At 69.1% G+C, this 13405-nt stretch carries 10 protein-coding genes and 1 pseudogene; 5 read left to right on the top strand and 6 right to left on the bottom strand.

Going from position 1 to position 13405, the window contains the following annotated elements; genetic code table 11:
• Positions 1-91: 91 nt before the first annotated feature.
• From ACFYX0_RS43730 to ACFYX0_RS43740, 3 genes are read right to left on the bottom strand one after another with little or no spacing between them, the layout of a single operon-like run.
• A complete protein-coding gene (locus tag ACFYX0_RS43730) occupies positions 92-2095 on the bottom strand; it encodes a PfkB family carbohydrate kinase (protein ID WP_388980370.1) in 2004 nt (667 codons plus the stop codon).
• A 17-nt stretch (positions 2096-2112) separates the two neighbouring features.
• Complete coding sequence (locus ACFYX0_RS43735) at positions 2113-2907, bottom strand: fumarylacetoacetate hydrolase family protein (protein WP_388980373.1); 795 nt, start codon at positions 2905-2907, stop codon at positions 2113-2115.
• A 10-nt stretch (positions 2908-2917) separates the two neighbouring features.
• Positions 2918-4249 carry an MFS transporter gene (locus ACFYX0_RS43740; RefSeq protein ID WP_388980376.1) on the bottom strand — a complete coding sequence of 444 codons (1332 nt, stop codon included), beginning with the start codon at positions 4247-4249 and terminating at the stop codon, positions 2918-2920.
• 241 nt (positions 4250-4490) lie between these two features.
• Here ACFYX0_RS43740 and ACFYX0_RS43745 point away from each other — a divergent pair, with 241 nt between their 5' ends.
• Positions 4491-5282, top strand: a complete 792-nt coding sequence (locus ACFYX0_RS43745) for an IclR family transcriptional regulator (protein WP_388980379.1) — start codon at positions 4491-4493, stop codon at positions 5280-5282.
• Between the two features lie 232 nt (positions 5283-5514).
• Here ACFYX0_RS43745 and ACFYX0_RS43750 read toward each other — a convergent pair whose 3' ends face one another.
• On the bottom strand, positions 5515-5949 hold the full coding sequence (locus ACFYX0_RS43750) for a hypothetical protein (protein WP_388980381.1): 435 nt from the start codon (positions 5947-5949) through the stop codon (positions 5515-5517).
• 276 nt (positions 5950-6225) lie between these two features.
• Between ACFYX0_RS43750 and ACFYX0_RS43755 the strand changes: the two genes are divergently transcribed.
• Positions 6226-6801: an IS607 family transposase gene (locus ACFYX0_RS43755; RefSeq protein ID WP_388980394.1), complete on the top strand. Its 576-nt coding sequence runs from the start codon at positions 6226-6228 to the stop codon at positions 6799-6801.
• 21 nt (positions 6802-6822) lie between these two features.
• Positions 6823-8436 (top strand): annotated as a pseudogene (locus ACFYX0_RS43760) (IS200/IS605 family accessory protein TnpB-related protein).
• Between the two features lie 127 nt (positions 8437-8563).
• On the opposite strand, the gene ACFYX0_RS43765 reads toward ACFYX0_RS43760, so the two are convergent.
• Positions 8564-9220, bottom strand: coding sequence for a hypothetical protein (locus ACFYX0_RS43765; RefSeq protein ID WP_388980384.1), 657 nt, complete (start codon positions 9218-9220; stop codon positions 8564-8566).
• 911 nt (positions 9221-10131) lie between these two features.
• Entirely contained in the window at positions 10132-10737 is a 606-nt protein-coding gene (locus ACFYX0_RS43770; RefSeq protein ID WP_388980386.1) for a TetR/AcrR family transcriptional regulator, read from the bottom strand.
• Positions 10738-10852: 115 nt separating this feature from the next.
• On the opposite strand from ACFYX0_RS43770, the gene ACFYX0_RS43775 reads away from it, so the two are divergent.
• Complete coding sequence (locus ACFYX0_RS43775) at positions 10853-12346, top strand: APC family permease (RefSeq protein ID WP_388980389.1); 1494 nt, start codon at positions 10853-10855, stop codon at positions 12344-12346.
• Positions 12347-12352: 6 nt separating this feature from the next.
• Positions 12353-13231: a carbon-nitrogen hydrolase family protein gene (locus ACFYX0_RS43780; protein ID WP_388980392.1), complete on the top strand. Its 879-nt coding sequence runs from the start codon at positions 12353-12355 to the stop codon at positions 13229-13231.
• Positions 13232-13405: the final 174 nt, after the last annotated feature.

The raw sequence follows: 13405 nt of genomic DNA on the forward strand, positions 1-13405 counted from the left end.
CCGAGCCGCCGGCTCCGGCGGCGGCCTGAGCCGTAAATCCCCGCTCAGCCCTGGAGGGTGACGAATCCCCTCCCTTCAGGGAGGGGAGCCTTCAAGTACCGCCTTCTCGTGTGCTCGTCGTCGTCACGACGTTGAGGAGCGGGCGGCTGGCGGCGAACCGTCGCAGCTGCTCGGCGACGAAGCGCTCGGCGCGTGGGTAGAACGTGGCCGATCCGCCGCCGACATGGGGCGTGATCAACACGTTCTCGCAGTCCCACAACGGGTCATCTGATGGCAGCGGTTCAGGGTCGGTGACATCAAGGACCGCGCGCAGCCTGCTGGTTGTGGTCTCCGTCCGCAGCGCCGCGGTGTCGAGGGTCCGGCCGCGGCCGACGTTGACCACGAGCGCGTCGTCGGGGAGCAGCGCCAGCAGCTCGGCGTCCATCAGGCCGATGGTGGCGGGGGACTCCGGCAGGGTGAGGATCACGATGTCGGCGTGGGGCAGCAGCTCGGGCAGTTCGGCGACGCTGTGCACGCCTTCGGCGGGACGGCGGCGGCTCGCTACGCGGACCACCTTGGCCTCGCAGGCGAGCAGTCGCTGCTCGATCGCCGCCCCGATCGAGCCGTATCCGACGATTACCACACGGGTATCGGCCAGTGACCGGGTGAAGTACGGTGCCCAGCGGTGCGCATCCTGGTCGTGGACCCTGCGAGGCAGGTCGCGTTGAGCGGCCAGGACGAGAGCCAGTGCGTGTTCGGCGACGCTCGCGTCATGCAGGCCCCGGCCGTTGGACAGGACGACGCCCGGCGTGATGAACGGGAGCAGCTTCTCCACCCCGGCGCTGAGGCTCTGCACGGCGCGCAGGCCGGTCATGCGGGGGATCAGATCCCGCGGCGCGTTGCCCTTCGCGTAGGGCATGACGTAGAACGCGACGTCGGAGAGGTCCTCGGGTGGGGCTTGCTCACCGTCGTAGATGTCCACCTTCAGGTTGGACGGCCAGCCGCCCATGAGCTTGCTGATCTGCGGCCAGGGCACCAAGGCCCTCATCGTTTCCTCCCCGTTGGATGCCCGCACTCGTGCCGCGGTGCGGTCCTGTCGAGCGGCAGGTTCAGTGGTGCGGTCGCTTTCGATCCGCTCGGGGCCTTGGTGGCCGGCTGCCCTCTGCTCGGTGAGGAACACGTCGAGGGCGTGCTCGGTGGGCATGCCGTCCATGTCGCCCGGGCTCGTCGTGGCGAGGGCTCCCACCGCGGCGGCGCGCTCCAGGCGGGCGGGGAGGGGCAGGCCGTTCAGGGCACCGCTGATGAGTCCAGCAGCGAATCCGTCGCCCGCTCCGACGGTGTCGACGACGGTGACCTTGAACGCGGGCACGCACCACTCCTCGTCCCGGGTGAACAGCGCGGCGCCGTCGGCTCCAAGTTTGACGGCGACCAGCGAGACGCCTCGCTCGAGATAGAAGTCGGCGATTCCTCGGGGAGTGGTGCGCCCGGTGAGCAGCTCACCTTCCGCAAGGCCGGGGAGCACCCAGTCGGACCGTATCGCGAGGTTGTTCAGGACCTGGACCATCTTCTCGCGGTCGGGCCACAGCGACGGGCGCAGATTGGGGTCGAAGGAGATGGTCGCGCCGGAGGCCCTGGCGGCCTCGAGGGAGTGCTCGGCGAAGGCGTCTGCCTGTGCGGAAAGGGCCGGGAAGATGCCGGTCATGTGCAGGTGGCGGGCGGACGTCAGCCGGGCGTCGGCCTCAGGGCTCGGTTGCAGGCGGCTGCCGGCCGAGTCTCGGCGGTAGTAGACGACCAGCGGGTCGCGTTGTCCGTCGGTTCTGCTCTTCAGCTGGAACCCGGTGGGGGCCTCAGGGTCGGCGACGACCGCACCCACCTCCACGTTCTCCGCGGCGATCTGGGAGACGGCGTACTTTCCGAGGGGGTCGTCTCCGACGCGGCCGAGCCAGCCGACGCGGTGGCCGAGACGGGACAGGGCGACGGCGACATTCACTTCGGCGCCGGCGAGGGCCCGGCGGTAGTGCGTGACGGATGCGAGCTGTCCGGGTTCCTCGGCCACGAACATGGCCATGGCCTCGCCGAAGGTGACGACGTCGAGGTGGGGGGTCTGGGGTGTCACTGGTTGTCCTTACAGAATTACCGAGTGCGCTCGGGAGTGCCGGGGGCTGCCGGGGCCACGACCACCGGGTTGGTGAGTACGCCCAGGCCCGGAGCGCTGATGGTGACCGTCTCGCCCGCTGCCACCGGCCCGTAGGTTCCGGGGGCACCGGCGAGGACGACGTCCCCGGGGTGGAGGGTGAGGAAGGAGGTGAGGTAGGCGAGGATCTCGGCAACGCCCCGGGCGAGCCGGGCGGTCGAGCCGACGGGTAGGGATCGGCCGCCGATGCTGACCGCGAGGTCTACGGCGCCGGCATCCAGGTCGGTCTCGATCCACGGCCCCAGCGGCGTGAAGCCGTCGTAGCCCTTGGCCTGGAGCGGATCATCGGCCTGCAGGTCGCGAGCGGTCACGTCGTTGCCGAGGGTGTAGCCGAGCACGGCGTCCAGGGCATCGCCGACTGCCAGGTTCCGGGCGGTGCGGCCGATGACGACGGCGAGCTCTCCCTCCGCGTCCACCCGGCCTACGTGCCCGGGCAGCGGTATCGGATCGCCGGGGCCGATCACCGACCTGGGTGGCTTGAGGAAGGCGTTGGGCGCGAAGCGGCGGTCGTCCGGTTCGCCGTTGCGGGCCATTCCTATGACGAGCGGGGGCTCGGTCGGGGCCAGCAGCCGTACGGAGTCCAGCGGGAGGGTGCGGCCGGTGGGCCGTGGTGTCTCTCCCTTGAAGGGGTCGGACACTTGGTGCAGGACGTCGCCTTCGACCAGGCCGTAGCCGGCCACCGGCTCCTCGCCGGTGGCCGTTCCGCGCGGCGGGCGGAATCTCACGATGCGCATGTACGGGCCTTCACGCGGCCGAGCGGACGGGCGCGGAGGCGGTACCACGGGCCCGGACGAACGGCATGATCAGGGCGGACAGCAGCAGTGCCACGGCGAGTACGAGGAACGAGGCTCCCTTGGTGCCGGTCGCGCCGTCGACCCAGCCGACCAGGTAGCTGCCGAGGAACCCGCCGAGGGCGCCGAAGGAGTTGATGAGTGCCACGGAGGGGCCGGCCACACTGCGCGGCAGCAGTTCCGAGATGTTGGCGAAGTACGGTCCGTAGGGTGCGTACATCACGCCGCCCGCGATGACCAGCAGCACGAAGGACAGCCAGAAGTGTGACGCTCCCAGCAGGTACGAGCCGTAGAACGCGGCCGCGCCCAGGGCCAGCCAGGGCCAGACGAAGCGGTTGCGGCTCTCGGCGCGGTCGGAGAAACGCGAGTTGACGATCATCAGGATCACGGCGAGCGCGTAGGGCGCGGCGGAGATCAGGCCCGTCGCGCCGATCCCGGCACCGGACCCGGCCTTGACGATCGACGGCAGCCAGAAGACGAACCCGTAGATGCCAAGGCTCCACAGCAGGTACTGAACGCTCAACATGACCACGTTGCGCGAGCGGAATGCCTCCACGTAGCTGTTGACCGGGGTGATGCGCTGCTGCTCGGCTTCCAGCGCGGTCGTGACGGCACTCTTTTCTGCCGGGTCGAGCCAGCTGGAGCGCTCGGGGCTGTCGGCCACCTTGGCGCGAAAGACGAAGGCCCAGACGATGGCGGGCAGACCCTCGATGAGGAACATGCCGCGCCAGGAGGTGACGTCGATCAGGTAGCCCGACACCGCGGTGAGCCACAGCACGGTGACCGGATTGCCGAGGATGAGCACGCTGTTGGCGCGACCTCGTTCGCGCTTGGTGAACCAGCGGCTGAGCAGGATCACCATGGCGGGCAGGATGGCGCCTTCGACCAGGCCGAGCAGGAACCGGACCACGATCAGCGCGGTGGCCGAGGTGAGGGCCGCCTGCACCGAGGCGAGGGTGCCCCAGGCGATCAGGCTCCAGAAGATCAGCGTGTTGACGCTTCGCCGCTCCGCGTAGAGGGCGCCCGGGATCTGGAAGAGGAAGTAGCCGAGGAAGAACGAGGCTCCGACCAGGGAGGCAAGGCCGCTGCTCAGGCCGAGGTCGGACTTCAGGCCACCAGCAACCGCGATGGAGAAGTTCGACCGGTCGAGGTAGGCGAGGCTGTACGTGATGAACACGATCGGCAGCAGATGGCTCCAGCGCTGTCGTCCGAGCTCGGACGGAACGAGGCTGCTGACGGATGCGGCGTCCTGCCGGACGGCTGCGCCTGAGTGCGGCTCGGTCATGGGGATGTCCTTGGGGAGTGTGAAAGCGACGCTGCTTTTCCCGTATAGTGGAAAGAGATTCCATCATGCGGCGAGCAGTGAGTCTCCGCTCCGGACCGCGCCGCGTCAAGGGTCTGCGCTGATCCCTTCGCCACACGACCGTCACATCGCGGTGTCCGACCGGTTACGGTGCTGTCCGGACGCCTCGAGGGGCGTGGAAGCATGGGGTCGCAGAGGGCTCAGAGAGGGAGAGGTCGAGGCAGTGACATCGCATCGGGCGTCGGCGGCGGCCGCCGACACAACCGGCTCGGACATGGTGGGCAAAGCACTTCGCCTGCTCGGTCTGCTCTCCCAAAACCCCCACGGGACAAGCCTGTCAGAACTCGCCCAGACCGCCGGATACCCGGTCAGTACCACCCACCGGCTGCTCAAGTCGCTCCAGCGCGAGGGCTTCGTCCGCAGCGACGACGGCAGCAGGCGGTACAGTCTCGGACTCCGGCTCTTCGAGCTGGGCCAGCGCGTCTCACACGGCCGGGGGTTCGCCGGTGTGGCCCTGCCGGTCATGCAGCGCGTCACGGCGGCGACGCGCGAGCCCACGCTGATGTCGGTGCTGGACGGGCACGACCAGTTGTACGTGCATTATGTCGAGAGCCCCCAGCAGGTACAGATCACCGGTGAGCCGGGCAATCGCGGCCCACTGCACTGCACTGCCATGGGCAAGTGCCTCGTGGCCTTCCAGTCGCCGGAAGAGAGCCGCAAACTCGTCAGCGAGCTGGAACTGCCCAGCTTCACCCCGAACACGATCACCCACGAGGACGCGTTCGCCGAGGAGATCGCACGGGTACGCCAACTCGGTTACGCCGTCGCCGACGAAGAGCACGAGCTCGGCATCCGCGCCGTGGGCGTGCCGGTGATCGGGGTCGACGGCATCACTATCGCGGCCCTGTCCACCGCGGCCCCGGCCTATCGGATGACCATGGAACGGCTGCGTGAGTTCGTACCTCTGCTCCAGGACGCGGCCCGAGAGCTGGCCGCCGTCCTGCCCCCTCGCTGAGCCGAACGCCCTTGGCATCCGCTGCCGAGAACAGCCAGGCGGTAGCAGGCCGGTCAGCGTGAGTCCGTGCCTGGCTCCACTTCGCGTGGTGGGTACGGTGCTGGGCGTGCCCGGTGAGGTGCTGGACCGGCTAGGCGCAATACCAGTGACTTAACGCGTTCTTCGGGGCCCTGACCTGCAGAAACGTCGATGAGTGAACCGTCCGGCAGCCGTTAAGCCACTGGCATTGAGGTTAGACGCCACCACCGGAGATGCGCCACGCCGTACCGACCTTGGCCAGTTCGAGGCCTTGGCCGTTGGTGGCGTGGTTGGCTGCGATCGAGCGCTTCGCGCGGCGACCGGTACCGACCTTCATGTCCTGCGGGTACACCGTGGCCTTGGTGTTGTCCTTCGTGTCGTAGGTGACCTTGCGGACGTGGGCGTCGCGCAGTTGTGCGTACTCGCCGACGGGCAGGTTGCCGTGGTGCCGCTTGAGCGTGGCTGGGCAGTCACCCAACTGTTTGCGTAGCTGGTCGGTGAGCTGCTGGCAGGCGGCTGCGTAGTCGCGGTTGCCGAGGTCGTAGAGGTAGTTGTCGACGACGTTGGTGACACCGGTGCCGCCGGTGCGGCTGCATGCGGCGCACGCGACCAGGACGGCCGCAGCCGCGATGACGGGGCTTCGTCTCATGGCTCATCTCCCGAAAGGGGCGCTGACCGCAACCGGACTGTCGGTACGTCGGATCCGGTCGACAGCGAGCGTACGTGGCAAGCCGTAGTGCTGTCTGCCGATCTCGCTCACCGGATGCCTCCGAGGATGCCCCGGCCTTCAGGACTCCGTTGGGAAATCCGCAGACCGGTGGTCTGGGGGTGGTCGGGGTCTTCAACTGCTGGTCCTTGAGGTCGGGTGAGTGAGCGTAACCATGTGTGAGTGAGCGTAACCATGTGTGAGTGTCGTTGTCAGAGTGTGAATCTCACGGAATGGGCGAGGACGCAGGGCGTGCATCCGCAGACTGCGTATCGCTGGTTCCGCGAGGGGACGCTGCCGGTGCCGGCTCAACGGGTGGGCCCGCGCACGATCCTTGTGAATGTGGGGGCCGGCGCCGCGCCCGAGGCAATCGGCGGGCTGGGCCTGTATGCCCGCGTCTGCTCGCACGATCAGAAGGACGATCTGGAACGCCAGGTCGCCCGGCTGGTTCGGTGGGCTGCCACCGTGGGCCTCCGGGTGGTGCGGGTGGAGTCCGAAATCGCCTCCGGTATGAACGGCGCCCGATCCAAGGCCAAGCGGCTGCTTGCCGATCCTGCCGTGCAGACGGTGGTGGTGGAGCACAAGGACCGCCTCGGCCGGGTGAACGTCGAGCTGGTCGAGGCCGCCCTGTCCGCGACCGGGCGGCGCCTGGTCGTGCTGGACGACGGCGAGGTCGAGGACGACCTGGTGCGGGACATGGTGGAGGTGCTGACCTCGTTCTGTGCCCGCCTGTACGGGCGCCGGTCGGCGAAGAACCGTGCCCGCAAGGCGCTCCGGGCTGCCGAGCATGGCTGACCAGCGCGGCCCGCTACGCAGATGGCCCGGCCGTTCGTCGCCGACGGCCCGAGGGGGGTCAGCATCCGCGACCGCCTCAAGTCACTGACGGTCGGGGACGAGAAGGTGTTGCGCCTGGTCGGCGCGCACCTGGGCACGCTGGCCTCGCGTGATCTGGCCCTCAGGTGCCGTGACGGCCTGGAGCACTCCGCCGATACGTGGGCTGGGCGCAAACGCGACCTGACGGCGCTGTCGTCCTCCCGCTGGGCCGGTTCGATCACGTCCGCCACGCACGACCAGTGGTGACTGTCCCGGCGTGCGCAGCACGCACACCTGCAATCCCTGGATGCCGGTATCCGCGTGATCCGGCACCGGCTGTCCCTGCCCGTGGGAGGGAAGGGCAGCCGGGGCAGGCCCGGCGGCTACCGATCCTCGCACGAGTGGTTCAACAAGTCTCGCCGCCTGGCGATCCTCCAAGAGCGCTACGAACGCATCGCGGCCGAACGCGGCGCCGGACGCGTGTCGATCACACGCGGGGGCCGCCGACTGCTGGGCACCCGTCACCACCTCACCGCCGCGAACCTGACCGAGGCGCAGTGGCGGGCACAGTGGGAGGCGGCGCGGTGGTTCCTGACCGCCGACGGCGAGTCCGGCAAAAGGTTCGGGAACGAGACGATCCGCGTCAGCCCCGACGGCGGGATCAGTATCAAGCTGCCCGCCCCCTTCGCCGAGCACGCAAACGCACCGTACGGCCGGTACGTGCTGGCCGCCAAGGCCGCCTTCGGGCACCGGGGTGAGGAATGGCGAGACCGGATCGAAGCGAACCGGGCCGTGGCCTACCGCATCCACCTGGACACGGCCCGGGGCCGCTGGTACCTCGATGCCTCCTGGAGGCGCAAAGACCTCCCCGTCCTGCCACTGGCCACCCTGCGCGCGGACGGCGTGATCGCCGTGGACACCAACGCCGACCATCTCGCCGCATGGCGCTTGGACGAACACGGCAACCCCGTCGGCACACCCCGCCGCTTCGACTACCAGCTCACCGGCAACGCTTCGCACCGCGACGCCCAGCTCCGCCACGCCCTCACCCGCCTGCTGAACTGGGCCAGACAGACCGGCGTGCAGGCCATCGCGATCGAAGACCTCGACTTCACCGACTCCACCACCCGCGAAAAACACGGCCGGCGCAAGCAATTCCGGCGGCTCATCTCCGGCATCCCCACCGGCCGCCTGCGCGCACGCCTGCTGTCCATGTGCACGGAAGCCGGCATCGGCGTGATCGCCGTCGATCCCGCATACATCAGCGTCTGGGGCGCCCAGCACTGGCAAGCGCCTCTCACCAGCAAAACCCGTAAGACCAGCCGACACGCCGCCGCCGCGGTGGCCATCGGCAGGCGCGCCCTCGGACACCGGATCAGGCGACGGACGACACCGCCCCGTGCACACCAGAGAGATGTGCACGGGCATCGGACCGCCCAGGCCCGCCCCGGCGACCAAGGGAGCGAGGGAAACCGCCCCCGCCTGCCCGGACCACGGACACGATCCGTGCGTGCCGGCCGCGGAGCGAACGCGGTGGACCAGAACACCCGAGACCGTTCGGGGTGTTCGGCTGAGCATGGGTTCTGGCAACAGGACTCACTCCCGCTCAGTCTCTAGGAACGGTCTGGTTTCGTCTGCGGGTGGCTGTCGTCTGCCGGTGGGTGTGGCGCCTGGAACGTTGACCCCCTGTGGGAGAAGCGCCGGGCAGGCTGCCGCCGTAGCGGCAGCGTGCTGCCCGGCCGGTTTACTCGGCCTGCGCGGACTGTGCCTCGTCGTTGGCGGGTGTGCTCGTCTGCTCGGCGGTGTCGGGGGCGGTGTAGAAGACGGAGGCGCCTTGCTTGGTGCGCTTGGCCTGGTTCTTGGCTACGAGTCCTTCGAGGGTGGTGCGTACCACGGTGGTTTTGATGCCGCGCTCGGGATGGGTCTTGTCGAGTGCGGTGGTGACTTCGGTCGCGGAGCGCGGTTCGCTCTGCTCGGTGAGGTGGCTGCGGACGAGTTCGACGAGCGTGGGCTGGCCTGTCTTCGCGGCTGCGGCCTTGTCCGTCGGGTTCTTGTCCGCTGGCTTCTTGCTGGTCGTGGCGGTGCCTTGTGTGCTGGCTGTCTTCTTCGCTCGCGTCCGCTTGCCGGTTCCGGGCTCGGCAGAGGCCTTCGTGCGCGGAGCAGGTACCGCGGCGGCGTCCGGAGCGGCTGCGGGCTGAACCGGTGCCGGCGCAGTGCCGAGCACCTGCTGCACGTTGACCAGCACGGAGTGGTCGTGCTGCAGCGCGGTCAGTTGTTCCTGCAGCGCGGCGATCTCCGCACTGATGCGTTCCTGCTCCTTAGCGTTGTGTTCGAGGTCGTTGGTGACCTGTGCGGCGTACTGCGACGTCAGTTCAGTGCCTGTAGTCGTGGTCTCGGACATGGGTTGACCTCTCTCTCGGTTTCCGGACCGGCGTACAGCACCTGTGGCACACGCGCTCAAGCGCCTGTGTGCTCGGGCTGGGATCCGAGTGGCCGTGGCGGTGACTGCTGCGTGGCCCGGTGTAGAGATAGTACGGATGGGTGGAGTCTGTTGTTCTTCTTGAGTGATGTCTATTTCTCAACTTGAGCTTCACGATCACGATGAGTGACGCTGATGGGAGCCCTGCGGCGGAATGACTTGAGGCAGGTTGGTGGGGGAGTTGCCACGAGACGAGGGGAGTGTCCGGTCGCGACGGTGTGGCGTGCGGCGCTGAGGTCGTGGTGGGGGCTTGCGGGGTGCGGTAGGTGGCCACGGTGTGGGCGGCGCCGATGATCCGCGTGGTCATCTCTTGCTGGTGGGTCTCGGCCCAGGGCAGTGGCCGGCCGCCGAACGGCCTGCCCCGCACCAGAGTGAGCGCCTTTTCCAGGTCCCTCTGGGCCGCCGGCTCGAGCGGCAGTACATGCTCGGCGAGTTGAAGGAATCGGTTTCAGTTGCAGCGCATGCCGGGGGAGAGCTGTAGGGGTCCCCGCCCGCTCGCGGCGCGGCACGTAGAGGTTGCCGGCCGAGTCGGTGCCGAGGGAGCTGCGCAGGCTGTGCACCCGCGCGTTGGGGTGCTCGTCGACCACGGCTGACGGGATCCATGTCGGGAGTGGCGCGCCCGGCCGCCCGTGTCGTGGGCTGTTCCGCCGCCAGGCCGAGTGGACCGAGGCTTCGACGAGGTGGAGGCGCGTCGGGCATGCGGGGGCTTGCCGCCGGCGGCCTGCCTGGGCTGGTTCACTGGTGGGCTGGGTGAGATCGGTCGGCTGTGGGGGCCCGGAGCCGGGCAGTGGGCCGGGTCCCGGCTCGATCGCAGCGATGGTGCTTGACCGTTGTTATGGGTGGCCGGCCAGGTCGTAGCCGGTGACGGCGCGGGCGTAGGCCCGCAGGGCGGTGACGACTTCGGTGCGGGTGCGGCGGCCGGCCAGGATCTCCATCTGATAGCCGTCCTCCATGGCGACGAAGCTTGCCGCGAGGAGGCGGGGCGGGTCCGTCAGGGCGAAGTGCCCCTGGGCCTGTCCCAGCATGAGCACGCCGTAGTAGACCGCGATCTGACGCTCGGTCAGTGAGCTGTCGAGGGTGGCTGCTTTCGCGTCGCGCAGGCAGCGGGGCCAGTACTCGAAGAGCAGTCGCGTCAGCGTGTCGTCCGGTCCGGTGGCCGGGCCGTGGTCGATGCAGGCGCGAAGCCGGTCGCGGGCGTCGGTGAAGTGTTCGGCCGCCTGCTCCCGTTGCCGGCTGTAGCGCTCGATGGCCTGCCGGTAGGTGTCGTAGACGAGCGCGTCGAGGTCGCCGTAGTAGAGCACCGCCGCGGGTGTCACCCCGGCCTCCTCGGCGATGTCGCGCAGGCGCAGCCCCTCCAGGCCGCGCACCAGCAGCGCCCGCTGCACGGCCGCGCTCAGCTCTGCCCGGCGGGTTTCCTTGCTCTTCTTCCCTGCCGCCATGACCTCCCTTTCTTTCATCTCGCGTTCAATCGTATCGGGCCATCTATTGACGGGCGATCCGGGCAGTTCTTAAATCCACGTTTAACAACTGTCGGCCCGTCCTCCGGGAGCCCTCGTGACCATCAACCCCACCGACGTCGAGGCCAGACCCTCCCCCTGGAGCAAGGGCCTGGCGTCCGATTCGATCGGCCTGCTGTCGATGGTCTCCCTCGGCCTCGCCTCGGTCGCCCCGGCCTACAGCATCACCGTCACCCTCGGTCTGGTGGTCCTCTCCGTCGGCCATCTGGCACCGGCCGCACTGCTGATCGGCTTCGTGCCGATCCTCTGCACCGCCTACGCCTTCCGCGAGCTCAACCGGGTGATGCCGGACTGCGGCACCAACTTCGTCTGGATCACCCGATCCTTCGGCCCCTGGCTCGGCTGGATCTTCGGCAACTGGATCCCGCAGGTCGCCACGGTCATCGCGATGACCGCCCTGGCCCAGGTCGGCGCGATCAACCTGCTCTCGCTCCTCGGTCTGAGCGGCCTGGCCGGTCAGACCCTGCCGGTGACCTGCCTCGGTGCCGCGCTCATCGCGCTGGTCACTGCCGTCGGCTACCGGGGCGTCCAGCTCTCCGCCGCCGTGCAGACCGCCATGGTGGCCCTGCAACTGGCGGCCCTGATCGGGTTCGGCGTCGCCGCCGTCGCCCGGCACGGCGCCAGCGCTCCCAGCCCCGCCTGGCTGAACCCCTTCGGCTTCCACGGCAGCGGGCCGTTCGCCGAGTCCGTGCTGCTCTGCCTGTTCATCTACTGGGGGTGGGACGCCGCGCTGACCGTCAACGAAGAGTCCCGCGACCGCACCCGCGCCCCGGGGCGGGCCGCCGTCATCTCCACCCTCGTCCTGCTCAGCACGTACCTCTTCACGGCGGTCGCCGCGCTCAGCTTCGCCGGGACCGGAGCCAGGGGCCTCGGGCTCGGCAACCCGCACAATGCCGCGGACGTCCTGGCCACCCTCGCGCCCGCGGCCCTCGGTGGCCCGCTGGCCAAGGTGGTGCAGCTCGCCGTCACCCTGTCCGCCGTCGCCGCCCTGCTCACCTGCATCGTGTCCACTGCGCGCCCCAACGTCTCGGTGGCCGTGCACGGTGCTCTGCCCAAGACCTTCGCCCGGGTGCACCCGCGCTTCCACACCCCCACCGTCGCCACCGTTTTCACCGGCGTGCTGTCCGTCGCACTCCTCGCCGGGCTGAGCTACGCGGCGCCGTCCTTCCTCAGCGACGCCGTGCTCTCCATCGGCCTGCTCGTCTGCGCCTACTACGGCGCCACCGCCTTCGCCTGTGTCTGGCACTTCCGCGGCGAACTGCGCACCTCCGCACGGGCCCTGGTGTTCCAAGGCGTGCTCCCGTTCGCGGGCGGCCTCATGATGCTCGCCGCCTTCGCCCGCAGCACCGTGGACATGATCCAGCCCGGTTACGGCAGCACCTCGATCGACGGTGTCGGCGGCGTGTTCCTGCTCGGCATCGGCTCGATCGTCCTCGGCGTGCTTGTCACCACTGTGATCCGGCTCCGCTTCCCCGACTTCTTCCGCCACGGACGCCGCACCGTCACCGACCTCATCGTCACGGAGGACTGAACCACCATGCGCACGCTCGCCATCGCCGCCGTCCAGACCCGACCGGTCGCCCACGACCCCGAGGCGACCCATGACCGCTTCCGGGAGCAGGTTTTCGCCGTGCGCGACCTCTTCCCGCACGTCCAACTCGTTGTCCTACCCGAGCTACTGCTCGCCGCCGAGCCACCGCTGCTGGAGAGCAGGGACGGCTGGATGCAAGAGGTCGCCGTGCCGGTACCCGGGCCGCTCACCGACCGCTTGTGCGCCCTGGCCCGGGAGACCGGGCTGTGGTTGGTGCCCGGCTCGGTCTTCGAACGCGCCGAGGACGGGAGCATCTACAACACCGCCCTCGCCATATCCCCCGAGGAAGGCATCGTCGCCCGCTACCGCAAGGTCTTCCCCTGGCAGCCCTACGAACAGGCCGCTCCCGGAAACGAGTTCACCGTCTTCGACATCCCCGGCGTCGGGCGCGTCGGCCTGGCCATTTGCTACGACGGCTCCTTCCCGGAGACCATGCGCCAACTCGCCTGGCTGGGAGCTGAAGTGGTGATCCAGCCGACCTTGACCACCACCCGGGACCGAGAGATGGAGCTGGTCTGCGCACGCGCCAACGCTTGGATCAACCAGCTCTACGTCGTCAACGTCAACGCCGCCGACCCGGCCGGCGTCGGCACCAGTGCCGTCGTCGACCCCGAGGGCATCCTCCGGCAGCAGGCGGGCCCCGGCGAGGAGATCCTCATCGACGTCCTCGACCTGGACACCGTCACCCGCGTCCGCGCGTTCGGCTCCGCCGGGATCAACCGGCCCTGGGCCCAACTCGCCCGCTACGGCGCCAGGATCGAGCTACCCATGTACGGCGGCACATTCCACACACCACACTGGCTGAACGACGAAACCTCACAATAGCCGCGGACGAGCCAAGACCGTACGGGAGAGGCTGGGTGAGTGGCGCACCGGCTGCCCGCGTCCAGCGAGGCGGTACTGATTGAAGGCTCCCCTCCCTGAAGGGAGGGGATTCGTCACCCTCCAGGGCTGAGCGGGGATTTACGGCTCAGGCCGCCGCCGGAGCCGGCGGCTCGG

The sequence above is a fragment of the Streptomyces sp. NPDC002573 genome (assembly GCF_042889625.1).
Taxonomy (GTDB): domain Bacteria; phylum Actinomycetota; class Actinomycetes; order Streptomycetales; family Streptomycetaceae; genus Streptomyces; species Streptomyces gibsoniae.

Bases quoted from the DNA above. Each gene is read 5' to 3' on its own strand.
- ACFYX0_RS43735 (WP_388980373.1), bottom strand. From the start codon at position 2,907: ATGCGCATCGTGAGATTCCGCCCGCCGCGCGGAACGGCCACCGGCGAG.
- ACFYX0_RS43740 (WP_388980376.1), bottom strand. From the start codon at position 4,249: ATGACCGAGCCGCACTCAGGCGCAGCCGTCCGGCAGGACGCCGCATCC.
- ACFYX0_RS43750 (WP_388980381.1), bottom strand. From the start codon at position 5,949: ATGAGACGAAGCCCCGTCATCGCGGCTGCGGCCGTCCTGGTCGCGTGC.
- ACFYX0_RS43765 (WP_388980384.1), bottom strand. From the start codon at position 9,220: ATGTCCGAGACCACGACTACAGGCACTGAACTGACGTCGCAGTACGCC.
- ACFYX0_RS43770 (WP_388980386.1), bottom strand. From the start codon at position 10,737: ATGGCGGCAGGGAAGAAGAGCAAGGAAACCCGCCGGGCAGAGCTGAGC.
- ACFYX0_RS43780 (WP_388980392.1), top strand. From the start codon at position 12,353: ATGCGCACGCTCGCCATCGCCGCCGTCCAGACCCGACCGGTCGCCCAC.